This is a genomic window from Labilibaculum sp. (genome assembly GCF_041595635.1).
In the GTDB taxonomy this organism is placed as follows: Bacteria; Bacteroidota; Bacteroidia; order Bacteroidales; family Marinifilaceae; genus Labilibaculum.
In genome coordinates this window covers 1-13,304 of the sequence record NZ_JBFHJW010000008.1, presented here as the reverse complement: position 1 = coordinate 13,304, position 13,304 = coordinate 1, and the positions used below count along the sequence as shown (strand labels likewise).

Here is a 13,304-nt window from a genome sequence, read left to right as displayed (position 1 = left end):
TTTGTCATTCTAAATCAGTAAATTTAAAGATCTTACTAAGTTTCCTTTATGACATCAAAAATAAAAATTGTGGTTACAGATTTGGATGGAACTCTTCTTCCATCCAAGGGGAAAATAAGTCAACGAAATTACAACACCCTTGTAAATTTGAAGAATAAGAAGGTTATTAGAGCCATTGCCACTGGAAGATCTCTTTATTCTGCCTTGGCCGTTTTATCCGAAGATTTTCCCATCGATTACCTTATTTTCTCATCGGGAGCAGGAATTATGAAGTGGGATACGAAGGAGTTAATTTACGCTCAGCAAATAGACGCCGATGAAGTAATGGACTTGTCGAAGATACTAATGGACCATGAAATTGATTTTATGATTTTGGATCCCATTCCTCTGAATCATCAATTTTACTACCACCAAACGGGCCATAAAAATTTGGATTTTGACAGAAGGCTAGCCTTGTACAAACAATTTGCCAACCCAATTGGTAATTGGGAAGATACTCGCCGTGATGCCTGTCAGATTTTAGCCATCTTACCCAATAAAGTAGATTGGTTTGAAGAATTAAAAAGCAAGTTTACGGATATTAAGATCATCCGTGCCACCTCTCCACTCGATCATGAATCCATTTGGATGGAAATTTTTCCCGAACACATTTCCAAAGGACATGGATGCCAATGGCTTTGCAACACACTAAAAATTAACGCATCCGAATCGTTAGTCATTGGCAACGATTACAATGATATCGATTTGCTAGACTGGGGAAAATATTCTTTTGTAGTAGCCAATGCTCCTGCCGAACTAAAACTAAAATATCAGGTAACTGAAAGCGTTAGCCAGGATGGATTTAGCCTGGCGGTAGATTCCATAAACACTAAAAATTCTACATCGCAGCCAGCAGCAGATCGATATCTTTAGCCAAAATTCCAAACGAATCTCCCAAGCGGCGATTGGTAAGAATACCCCTGTAAATATAGGTTCCATGCCGCAAACCTAAATTTCGTTTGATAAACTGATGCACCCCTCCATCGTTTCCTATCTTAAGCAACAAAGGTGAACATATATTACTTAGGGCAAGAGAAGCTGTTCTGGAAACATGCGATGGAACATTAGGAACGCAGTAGTGCAAAACACCAAATTTTTTAAACACAGGATCCTTGTGGGTTGTCATCATAGAGGTTTCAAAACACCCTCCCTGATCAATGCTCAGGTCGATAATAATAGATCCTGGTTTCATTTTAGAAACCATATTTTCGGTAACAATAAATCCAGTAATGTTTTTCTCGTAACGTAATGCTCCAATAACCACATCGGCCGAAGCCAAAGCTTTTTCCAAAACGTGAGGATGAAAAATAGATGTGAAAACACGATGAGCCAAATGATCTTCCAATCGTCGGAGACGGTAAATTGAATCATCGAAAACTTTTACCATCGCACCTAAGCCCATGGCTGCTCGCGTTGCATATTCAGCAGCCGTTCCAGCACCTAAAACAATCACTTCGGCAGGCGTAATTCCAGTAATACCTCCTAGCATCACCCCTTTTCCTCCGTGAGCCTTACTCAAATATTCACCAGCAATCATAACAGCAGAAATTCCAGCTATTTCGGACATAGAGCGAACAACAGGAAAGAAATTATTTTCATCCTTAACCAGTTCCAAGGCTATTGCGGTCACCTTTTTTTGCATGAGTTTGCGGATGTTATCATCGCTCTGACTTTTGATCTGAAGAGCAGAAATAAGCACTTGATTGCCACGAAGCATATCAATTTCGGCATTGGAAAAAGGCGAAACTTGCATCACAACATCGCACTGATAAATTGTTGCTTTGCTATCGATAATTTGAGCGCCATTTTCGCTGTATTCCTCGTCGCTATAATTGGAAGCAAGACCAGCGCCTCGTTCCAACATCACGTCGTGACCGTTGCACACCAAAACTTCTACCGATTGAGGGGTCAAGCAAATTCGATTTTCACCTTTCCCATCCTCTCGGGGAATACCTATAGACAACTGTTTACGTCGTCGTTCAATTTCCAACATCTCTTCCTTAGGCTGATAAAAATCATGCCCAATGGGAAAACTTCTCGATCTATCACTTAGTGGAGCCATATGTGAAATTGTAAATGTTAAATCAGATTTTAGCAATAATAGTGAACCTACAATTTAAACATTTTTTTCTAACAATACACCTTCTAACTTCGAATGGTAATGGAACGACTACCGCTCTCTTCTTCCTCAAAAAAAACTTCTACTGTATCGGAAGGAAGAATAGAATCAATTTTTTCGGGCCACTCGATAAAACACTTGGATTTACTGTAAAAGTAGTCCTCATAACCAAAATCATAAGCCTCTTGCACATCCTCAATTCGGTAAAAATCGAAATGATAAATCACCTCTTCATTTGCAGTATGATATTCATTCACAATAGAAAAAGTAGGACTGTTGATGGTATCTTCTACACCCATTTCATCGCAAATGGCTTTCACAAAGGTAGTTTTTCCCACACCCATGGCTCCATACAGAGCAAATACATTTCTATTGCCTACCAGGGAAAGAAATTCTTTTGCAACAGCATTTATTTCTTTCAGCGAGTTAATTTTTAGTACACTCATTTATTCACGAACAATTAATATCTACTATTTAACGCGGATTTAAAGTAACCAAAGGAACTAACATTTCCTCGAGCGAAATTCCTCCATGCTGAAAGGTATTCCGATAGTAGGAACTGTAGTAGTTAAAGTTGTTTGGATAAGCCAAAAAATCCTCGCCGAATGCAAAGATATAAGAAGAACTTACATTTACCTGAGGTAGATGTGCTTTTCGAGGATCAGTTACTTCGAAAACATGCTTTTTATTGTAGTTCAAGTTCTTACCCATTTTATATCTCAAGTTTGTATTGGTTTGGCGGTCACCTATTACTTTAACTGGATTTTGAACTCGAATGGAACCATGATCGGTAGTAATAACCAACTTCACATTCTTTTCGGACAGTTTTTTGATTAAATCTAACAAACTAGAATGCTCGAACCACGATAAAGTGAGCGAACGATAAGCAGCCTCATCAGGAGCTAAATCTCTAATCATGTCGCTTTCGGTTCGCGCATGTGAGAGCATATCAACAAAATTATATACAAACACACTCAACTGAGACTCCAAAATAGAGCTTAGGTTATCAACGACCTTAGCCCCCATTTTTTCGGTGTAAACTTTCTCGTAGTGGTAGCTAACATCTTTATAATCTCGCTTGAACTGAAAACCAATAAATTCTTCTTCGTGAATATTCTTACTTGTTTCCTCATCTTCGTGAATCCAATGATTTGGATGCTTTTTCTGAATATCCAAAGGCATTAAACCCGAGAATAAAGAGTTTCGTGCATATTGGGTAGCTGTTGGCAAAATGGAATAGTACATGTCATCATCTACTACCGAATAGTAATTATTAATAACCGGATATAAAGTTTGCCACTGATCGTAGCGTAGATTATCAATCAGAATAAAAGCTACTTTTTGTCCCTTATCCAGCAATGGATACACTTTTTCCTTGAATACATTATGAGTAAGCAATGGCTTTTCCTGATTTCCTTGCTCAAGCCAATCTAGATAGTTTTTTTTCACAAATCGGGCAAAAAGATTATTGGCCTCGTTCTTTTGCATGCGAAGAACCTCATCCATCCCCGAATCTTCGATGTTGGAAAGTTCCAATTCCCAGAAAACAAGTTTTCGGTACAATTTCATCCAATCTTCAAAATCGCGGCAATCGTTAATTTCCATTCCCAATTGTCCGAATCGAGATTGATAAGCAATGGTTGTTTTTTCCGAAACCAATCTTTTTTTATCGATGTGTTTTTTAATGGTAAGTAATATCTGTTTCGGATTCACAGGTTTAATCAGGTAATCAGAAATTTGCTTTCCAATTGCCTCATCCATAATATCCTCCTCTTCACTTTTGGTAATCATCACTATGGGAAGAGCCGAATCGATAGATTTAATTTCACCTAAAGCTTCCAATCCACCCATTCCTGGCATATTCTCATCCAATAAAATCAAGTCAAAATGTTCGTTTCGAACCAATTCGATCGCATCTGGTGCATTATTACATGATTTTACGACATAGCCTTTTCCTTCTAAAAAAATAATATGCGGTTTCAACAACTCAATTTCATCATCTACCCAAAGTATTGTAATATCTTTCACAAGCTTTCAATTTTAATTCAACTATTCGTAAGTTGATTTTTAATAATTCCTCTTCAATTCTAGGAGTTCTTTCTTTTTACAGATTTTTTTGGGGAAAAATAATTAGTGCGTAACAGTTTGTGCATAATAAACGAAAAACAAAATCTTTTATTTCCCTCTAACTACTGAAGATACCATTTTTTAAAGAACTGAAGATAAACAGCTGGATCGGTGTCTTTCATAAATAGCTCCAAGTTTTCATCAGAAATTACAAAATTTCGATACCCCACTTTCTCTATTGGTGCAAAAAGAGAACGATTGGTAACGATGGCTCGAAAATACATCATGGCCTGTTTTTTATTGCGCATATTGCTTACCAAAAGCACTTCACGGTTTTGATCCAAAGTACGAACTTCTACTTCTAAGCTTTTGGTATTGTATTTTTTTATTCCGTTAAGCAATAGTTTTGTATTCACATTATCGGTAGCGTAAACCAAAGCAAAAGAGTGTGGAACATCATCCCTATAGGTGTATAAACCTTCCTGAACAGGTTCTTCTTTAGGGCTTTCTTTTTGCATTACCTCATCCTTTAAATAATTCTCTTTGAAAAAATCGAGATATGGGAACAAACTTTTACTGATATAAAACTTCTTAAAATTCTCTTCACTAATAATGAAGTTCCTATAATCGACGCTAGACAATTGAATGTAAACCGATTCATCTTTTATCAGATTTCTGAAATAGGCCATAGCATCGGTCTTAGAACCAATGTTATTCACAACAATCATATTTAAATCACTATCGTACTGATCGCGAATAACAGAAAAATCTTTATCATGATTAAAAATATCATTTCTTAGTTTGGCAAGATTTACTTTACGCACTGGTACCAAGAGAATAAATTTGTGATTATCACTTGGGTTTACAGTGAAATTTGTAGAATCCAAATTCGAATTCACAGCCACTAATTTGTTGTTTTTGCGAACGGTTGTTTTGTCTTGATTCCTAGCTACGTTAAAATAACTTTTGGTGTAAAAATCCAGATAAGATTCAATGTCTTCATTTTTTTTGAAAATATTAAAATTGCTTACCGAGATTACAAAATTTCGATAATCAATATTTTCCAAACCATTAAAAGCACTATTACTCGTAATTATACCATTAAAATAATTCAGAGCATCCTCCTTTCCTTTCAATCCCTTAACCATAATCATGATTTGATCTTTATTCAAAGAAAGTCTATCGACCTTAAAAACACGATTATTATAACTCTCAGAATTGTATTTCGAAACATTAAACAAGCTTCTATTTGCATCCGCATCTTTCTTGGCAAAAAGCAAAATAAAATAATGTTCTTCGTCTTCTACGAATTTATAAAGTGGTTTTGCTTTTACATCTTTCTCTTTATCCTCTAAAGCTATCATGGCCTGATCATCTTCCATTCTCCAATTTCGGAGCAAGCGATTTTGTCGTGCCTGTTCCATATCCAATTCTGTAAATTGCATAGGTACAGCACCTTCTTTAAGTGCTTGTAAAATTGCTTTTGTAGTAGCTGCTATTGCGGAACTAGGTTCCGAATTAAGAAGTTGTTCCAGTGATTGTTTAAATTGCGCAACAGGCTGTGTTCTTCCAATGCACAAAGCTCTTAAAAACAAGAATTGAGGACGCAATTCACTTTCTGGATATCGTAACAATCCTTCATTACAGCCTTTGATAACACGTAAATAGTAAAAATTTTTATAATCCTCATATGCAGCTTCATACAACTTATTTGCACGCAAATCTTCTGCCTCAATCTTCGCTAAATAATTAGGATCACTAAGTGCTTTTGCATACTCACTACCCTTAAATTCTGTCAGAATTTTATTTTTATACTCGGCTGCTTTCGAAGAATTCCCCATTTTCTTATTTAAAGAAAAGGCATGATAATAGGAAGACAACAGATATGGATTTTCAGGAAACCTTTTCATGAGGGTCTCTATAGTTTCCAATGCTTTTTCTTGGTTGTGTAATTTTTCTTCGTACACCAATGAAGCCTGATACAGTCCTAACATAATCCGCTCATTCGATTTCTCAATAGCAGCTTCTGTCAGGGGTAAATCATACAAGTAATAATCTTTCAACTTAGGATCCCTCTTAGCCTCAGTAGCAATCGAATCCTTACCATTAGAATCTTTGGTTTTAGAATCATCGTCCTGAACCAAATCAACATCATCAAAATCAAATTCGGATTTGTTTTTCCGCCTCCAATTATCGGCCAACCTCCGTCGTCCCCATTTACGCAAGAATTCGGCCTTCCCTAAATTAATCACTGTTGGGTTGTAAAAATACCAGTTTCCCGTAGAGGATGACCTAGACGAACTTCCTAACATATCGTTTTGACTATAGAATGCTCTTGTGGAAGCTAGCTCTGCTTTTTTAAGTCTTTGTTCTTTTTCTTTATCCTTAATTTTCTGAATAATTCCCTGAATCAATTTATCTCTGTCTAGATCACTCATCAAAGCAACAGTTTGCAAGCTATCTTCTCGTTCTACTATATTTAAATTATTCACCAAATCGGTTAGATTTGAAATCCGAACCGAAATAACGGAATAATTGGGGTAATCCTTTCCTAAGTAGGTCATGGAACTATCGTAACACATTTGAGATTTTGGATAGTTTAGCTCCTCAAAATAGTAATCGCCTAACTTTAAAAATGAAATTGCTTTCTGATTTTCATTGTAGACCGTATGTTTTGTAGATTCCCAATAATTATGAATGGCCGATTCCATGTTTCCATCTTTAACATCCATTTCGGCCAAGGCATAATAAATTTGATCTTGGTATTCATTATTTTTCTCATCGCGAAACATCTTTTTCAGACTCTTTCGAATTTCTGGTCCATTTTCGTTTCCGGTATAGGAAAGAGCGCGACTAATTTTAGCATTAAAGGTCATTTCGTAGGAGGCATTTATGTCTACCACATTTTGGAAGGCAATGGAAACAGCTTGCAAATTTCCTAGTTTCTCGTTAAGCTGAGCAATAATATAATAATATCGACCTTTTTTTATTTTTGAGTCAACCAAGATAATTGCTCGTTCCAATTCATCAATTGCTCTTTCATAATCTTTCTCTTTAATGGCAATGCTAGCGCGCAGAGTTGTAATATTTAAAATAAGGTCTTTAGAAATTTGAGGCTCATCGCTCAATCGATCCAATATTTCGGTACCAGCAGTTAGTTCTCCTCTGTCAATCAAGCTTCGAGCTTGACCCAGCTTTGCTTCAGGAATTAAATCCGATTCGGGATATTCCTTTTGTATAAATTCAAATGCTTTTTCTGCAACCCGATATTCTTTCTTGTAAAATTTGGCTTTTCCAATTAAAAGATAACAATCGTCAATCCAATCATTGTATTCCTTCTTTTTTCGGAACTCCCTGTATTTCTCCGATTGATTGTCTTTTTTTCGTTTTGGTTTTCGGGTAATGGAATGCAATTTTATTGCCTTGGTAGCTTTTTCGAGCACTCGATCCATTTCGGAAGAAGATAAAGATCTGGCAGTAGGATCCTCGTATTCAAAAACCGGAAGTAGCAAAGTATAATTCTCTACAATTCCGTCTTCAATTTTGCTTTCTCCTTTCTTAAGACTCTCTTTCCCATTAAAATAAACATTGTAATGAGTAGTTAATGCATGATACTGTCTACTTACATATGTGTTTTTCTGATTCGAACAACCAAACACAAAAAGTAAACACCAAATTCCTATGTACTTTTTCTGAAAAAATTTACTAGCCAAGACTTATCGTTTTGTTAGATAACCGTTAAAAAGGAAAATTTAGTATGTAAAGAAAGAATAAAAAGGATTAATCGCATTTATCACTTCACAATAAACCCTAACTATCAAACAGTTAAGCTAAATCTGATTACAAATATGATTTCACTCGAAAATTATTAAAACTTTCTGAATATAAGCTTATTTAGCCAAAAATAAAAAAGGAGCATCAGATGCTCCTTCTTAAATCATAATATCGAATCTCTATCGAGTTATTTCCACACGTTTTGTTGGATCTTTATCTGCATTTCGTTTATCAACAACAGACATTAATTTTGAAGCCAAATCGGCGAAAGCCATACCGGTAACAGTATCCTGATTAACAGCAGCAGGCACTCCATTATCACCACCTTCGCGAATGCTTTGAACAATAGGAATTTGCCCCAATAATTCAAGACCTTTTTCTTCGGCTAATTTTTTACATCCATCTTTACCAAAGATATAATATTTATTTTCTGGCAATTCAGCAGGAGTAAACCAAGCCATATTCTCAACCATACCTAAAACAGGAACATTTACACCTGCTCCTTCGAACATGCTAATTCCTTTAATGGCATCGGCCAAGGCAACTTCTTGCGGTGTACTCACAACAATTGCACCCGTAACAGGCACGGTTTGCACCAATGTAAGGTGAATATCGCTAGTTCCTGGTGGTAAATCGATCAATACAAAATCTAGCTCGCCCCAGTTTCCTTCTTCAATTAGTTGCTTTAATGCATTAGAAGCCATAGGACCTCTCCAAACTGTTGCTTGCGCAGGATCAACAAAAAATCCAATTGACAACATTTTCACACCAAACTTTTCGTGAGGCTCAATCATGTCTTTGTCGCCTACTTTTATCAAGCCCGGACGTGCTGATTCAGCTCCAAACATTTTAGGAACCGAAGGACCAAAAATATCGGCATCGATTAAGCCAACCTTAGCTCCAGCTTTAGCCAAAGCAACAGCTAAATTTGTAGCTACTGTTGATTTACCAACACCACCTTTACCCGAAGCTATGGCAATAATATTCTTTACATTAGGAAGAACTCCTGGTTCATCAACAATATGAACTGCTTTAACTTTTATATTTCCTTTTATATCAGCGTCCTTATCAACAAACTTTAGAATAGTCGAAACACAAAGTTTTTTTAAAGTTATGATATTGGGATCATCGGATTTTTGAAAAACCAGATCAAAACCAATCTTTTTTCCTTCAATTTTAATGTTACGAACCATATCCAAAGCCATGATGTCCTTATCGGACCCTGGAAATTTTACCAGGCGCAAAGCATCCGTAATCTGTTTTTGAGTATAACTCATGATATATTATTTTTTAATTCCTTGAATTATTATAAAATACACGCAAATGTAAGTATTTAGATTTTATTTAAATAACATTCGCATCTAGTTCTTGAAATGGATCCCAAAAAATCTCATCGAAATTTTGAATTTGATCCTTGAGTACCACCACTCCTTCACTTTCTAAAAGTTCCTGCATTACATTTTCGCCCGGAAAATGATGCTTCCCTGAGAGCATACCCATACGATTCACCACCCGATGAGCGGGCGTATATTCTTTCTGAGAATGGCTTTGATTCATTGCCCAACCCACCATTCTTGCTCCACGAGGTGAGCCTACATAACGAGCAATTGCACCATAACTACTCACGCGTCCTGCAGGAATTAAGCGAACAATTTCATAAATCCGAGCATACAAATCAGACATCTATCCCTCTTTTTTTTCACGCCCATAGCTTCGATATGAATCTTGTTCAATTTCTACATCGGGTTCGGTAAACTCACTTTTTCCTTCCAGCATAAATTTGTGATACTTGATAGGAATTCCACGATTCAAAAATTGTTGCTCATAAAAAGTTCGGATGGAAAGAATTTCATCGGCTTTGCCTGAATGATATAAATCATTGGTATCCACAAGAACCTTTAGCTTGTTCTCACTGATTACATACTTGGTGTACTCGTATAGAAAATTACTATCCGATTTTAGGTGTATGATTCCATCTTTCGAAAGAAATCGACTGTACAATTTTAAAATTTTAGTACCAGTAAGCCTTTTCCCCACTTTTTTCATTTGCGGATCGGGAAAGGTAATCCATATTTCGGCTATTTCGCCAGCATCGAATATAGAGGTAAGCAATTCGGCATAGGTTCGAATAAAAACAACATTATCAAGTCCGCTATCCAAAGCTTCTTTTGCCCCACAATAAATTCTGGCTCCTTTAATATCTATTCCTACAAAATTTTTATTTGGAAATTGTTTGGCCAATCCTACTGAATATTCACCCTTTCCACATCCAACTTCAAGCACAATAGGATTGTCATTCTTAAACACTTCCTGATTCCACTTTCCTTTATATTTATAATTTGTCTCCCAAACTTCCTTGTGGGTAGGTTGAAAAACATTTATAAAGGACTTCATTTCAGCAAATCGCTGTAATTTATTTTTTCCCACGCTAACGTTATTCTTAGGTTACTGATTCTCTTTCTCTATACGAATTCCAACATTCGCAATTCCTTTTAGCTTTACATCGTACATTCCCTGAACAATTTCGTAAACATATTTTCCCGATTTAGGAAAAACCACCTTTTGCTCCATAGGAATCTGAAGATCAAAAAGATCACCAAAGCCACTTCCGTACCAGTCGCCAGTTTCATCGGCCAAATTAAACTCAAGCTTTCTTTCTATCGATTGATTATCTGGACTTGTTCTTTTCACAAACAACCACAAATTGCTGTATTCATAATCTCCGGAATTTCGCAAATTAATAAATACATTATTCGCTTGAATTGTATCGGTAATATCCACCTCAAAACGAAGTGTATCAGCCTGATTCCATTCAAAATCAGGAATTGTTTCATACTGTTCGTATACCCTGTTTGAATCACAGGAAAGCAGACCAAATCCCAGCCATGCGTAACAAATAATCTTCAGGAGTTTCATGATACAAATTGATTACTGTTTTTTTCTTGGTTTACGACGGAACTTTCTTTTCGACTTTTTAGCTGGTGTTTTGCCCACCTTATCAAAACGATTCAGGCTATCTTGCCCAACTACATTTTCATATTCTAAAGTTTTCTTCGGTTCCACAACGAATTCAGAAACGAGTTTATTTACCTTAACTCCTTTTTTATTCTGTCTGATTACATCTTTCACTGTGTCAACAGACAGTTGCACCATGTTTATGGTATTGTATTTATCAAAAGAATACCACATCATTCTTTTAAAAATATCTGTTTTCTGATGGTAGGCTGTACCATCCACCGTTTCCAAAGGAATGTTTGTATTTGGAAAATCTTTTTGAGCATCGATGTAACAATCCAACTCGAAATTTAAACAACACTTTAGTTTACCACATTGACCAGCTAACTTCTGCGGATTCAAGGAAATTTCCTGATAACGAGCTGCATTGGTTGTCACCGACACAAAATTGGTAATCCAAGTAGAGCAACAAAGTTCTCTTCCACAAGGACCAATACCACCAATACGACCGGCTTCCTGACGAGCTCCAATCTGTCGCATTTCAATACGAATTTTAAATTGCTCGGCAAGCACTTTTATCAGTTGGCGAAAATCCACCCGATCATCAGCGATATAATAAAATATTGCTTTGGTTTTATCTCCCTGATATTCCACATCACCAATCTTCATGTTCAGATTAAGTTGTGCTGAAAGCTGGCGAGCTTTAATCATGGTTTTATGTTCCAGTGCAATAGCATCGTGCCATTTTTCAACATCTACAGGTTTTGCTTTTCGGTAGATTTTTTTTGCTTCGTAAGTTTTAGGGTTCAGTTTCTGCTTTCGCATCTGTTCAAAAACCAAATCCCCAGTTAAGGTAACAATTCCTATATCATGTCCGGGCGATGCTTCTAAAGCAACAACATCACCTCTTTTTAGTCGTAATTGATTTGTATTTGCGTAGAATCCCTTGCGGGTATTTTTAAATTTTACTTCAACTATATCTGGACATAATACACTCTCAGGAACATCACTCAACCAATCGTAAACATCTAGTTTTCCATCCAGAAGTCTATCGTCTTTTTTATTGGACGCACAACCTGCGCACTTCCCTTTGGGTTCCTTATTTTCCATCATATGTATATTGATTATGAATCGATAATCGACTTCAAAAATAATGATTTTAATTTATAAACTTTTAAAGGTAGTAATTCAGCGAATTATTCACCTCTTATGGCCTTAATAATTTAACCAGTTTCAGACTCAAATCGAGAAATACAATTTTTGCATTGGCATTTCTTTCGATATCCGAATACGCTTTTGAGAGCTCATCAGCAAGAATCCAAACATTTTCTTCGTTAATAAACGGTGAGAATCGACTTGAGAAATTCATTTCCTCTCCATTTAAAAACACCATTTCAGGTTTTTTCAGGTTCAAAATAAAATTTTCCCTCACCATTCGAACACTATAATTCAAGAAACTTTTTTGACGTTCGCGACCAATTCCGGCTATCTGCTCCGACCAATCCATAATTTCCATTACCTTGCGCGCATAACTCAAACGCATGATACTGACAAAATTTTCAAAATTAAAGGCATTTTCATCCGAATTTTGAATCAATACTCGAGCTTTCCGATAACTTCCTCCCGCCAAACGAACCACATTACTCAACTCTGTTCCCGATAAATTAAATTCAGAAGCTACGGCCTGTTTTAAATCTTCAGATTCAATTTTGGGAACATTTACAATTTGAGTTCGGGAAAGAATTGTTGGAAGAATTTTATCTGGTTCTTCCGAAACCATAATGAATAGCGTCTTTTTAGGAGGCTCCTCAATCATTTTCAACAATTTGTTGGCGCAGGTATGATGCATTTTTTCTGGCAACCAAACAATCATGATCTTATAATCCGATTCGTAGGTTTTTAAATTTAGCTTGCGAATAATTTCATGACTCTCCGAAGAATAGATTAATCCCTGAGCATTATCAACTCCTAAAGTTTTATACCAATCTCCCAAATCGAAATACCGATCGCTTTCAATTTGCGATCTCCAGCTCTCAATAAAGTTATCGCTTACTGGTTTTGTAAATCCTTTTCCGGTTACAACAGGAAATACAAAGTGCAAATCGGGGTGAACTAATTTCTGATATTTTTTGCAGGAAGAACAATGTCCGCACGAATCATTTTCGGTTCGATTGAGACAAGACATGTATTGAGCAAAAGCAATTGCCAATGGAAGTTTTCCAACCCCATTTGGACCAACCAACAATTGCGCATGACTTACTCTATTTTCTTTAACGGTTTGTATGAACTGATGCTTAACAGTTTCCAGTCCAATTATATCTTTAAATTGCATGAAATAAATTTCGATTCT

The 13,304-nt window shown here is 36.3% G+C and carries 11 protein-coding genes; 1 reads left to right on the top strand and 10 read right to left on the bottom strand.

Annotation, left to right across the window (positions count from 1 at the left end; genetic code table 11):
- The first annotated feature begins 48 nt into the window (after positions 1–48).
- A complete protein-coding gene (locus tag ABYT26_RS03930) occupies positions 49–912 on the top strand; it encodes an HAD family hydrolase (RefSeq protein WP_372751596.1) in 864 nt (287 codons plus the stop codon).
- Here ABYT26_RS03930 and ABYT26_RS03925 read toward each other — a convergent pair.
- From ABYT26_RS03925 to ABYT26_RS03880, 10 genes are all read right to left on the bottom strand, one after another.
- On the bottom strand, positions 878–2,101 hold the full coding sequence (locus ABYT26_RS03925) for an alanine dehydrogenase (protein WP_372751595.1): 1,224 nt from the start codon (positions 2,099–2,101) through the stop codon (positions 878–880). The two genes, ABYT26_RS03930 and ABYT26_RS03925, sit on opposite strands and share 35 nt — an antisense overlap.
- 83 nt (positions 2,102–2,184) lie before the next feature.
- Positions 2,185–2,604 carry a tRNA (adenosine(37)-N6)-threonylcarbamoyltransferase complex ATPase subunit type 1 TsaE gene (tsaE, locus tag ABYT26_RS03920; protein ID WP_372751594.1) on the bottom strand — a complete coding sequence of 140 codons (420 nt, stop codon included), beginning with the start codon at positions 2,602–2,604 and terminating at the stop codon, positions 2,185–2,187.
- Between the two features lie 28 nt (positions 2,605–2,632).
- The gene (locus ABYT26_RS03915) at positions 2,633–4,186 is read right to left on the bottom strand and encodes a PglZ domain-containing protein (RefSeq protein WP_372751593.1); all 1,554 of its coding nucleotides are present in this window, start codon (positions 4,184–4,186) and stop codon (positions 2,633–2,635) included.
- Positions 4,187–4,347: 161 nt separating this feature from the next.
- Entirely contained in the window at positions 4,348–7,938 is a 3,591-nt protein-coding gene (locus tag ABYT26_RS03910) for a tetratricopeptide repeat protein (protein WP_372751592.1), read from the bottom strand.
- Positions 7,939–8,178: 240 nt separating this feature from the next.
- Positions 8,179–9,276 carry a P-loop NTPase gene (locus ABYT26_RS03905; RefSeq protein WP_372751591.1) on the bottom strand — a complete coding sequence of 366 codons (1,098 nt, stop codon included), beginning with the start codon at positions 9,274–9,276 and terminating at the stop codon, positions 8,179–8,181.
- 67 nt (positions 9,277–9,343) lie between these two features.
- Positions 9,344–9,682, bottom strand: a complete 339-nt coding sequence (locus ABYT26_RS03900; protein ID WP_372751590.1) for an MGMT family protein — start codon at positions 9,680–9,682, stop codon at positions 9,344–9,346.
- A complete protein-coding gene (trmB, locus tag ABYT26_RS03895) occupies positions 9,683–10,426 on the bottom strand; it encodes a tRNA (guanosine(46)-N7)-methyltransferase TrmB (RefSeq protein WP_372751589.1) in 744 nt (247 codons plus the stop codon).
- Between the two features lie 18 nt (positions 10,427–10,444).
- The gene (locus tag ABYT26_RS03890; RefSeq protein ID WP_372751588.1) at positions 10,445–10,915 is read right to left on the bottom strand and encodes a gliding motility lipoprotein GldH; all 471 of its coding nucleotides are present in this window, start codon (positions 10,913–10,915) and stop codon (positions 10,445–10,447) included.
- A gap of 12 nt (positions 10,916–10,927) precedes the next feature.
- Positions 10,928–12,067: a stage 0 sporulation family protein gene (locus tag ABYT26_RS03885; protein WP_372751587.1), complete on the bottom strand. Its 1,140-nt coding sequence runs from the start codon at positions 12,065–12,067 to the stop codon at positions 10,928–10,930.
- A gap of 94 nt (positions 12,068–12,161) precedes the next feature.
- A partial coding sequence (locus ABYT26_RS03880) for an ATP-binding protein (RefSeq protein WP_372751586.1) occupies positions 12,162–13,304 on the bottom strand: 1,143 nt, incomplete at its 5' end.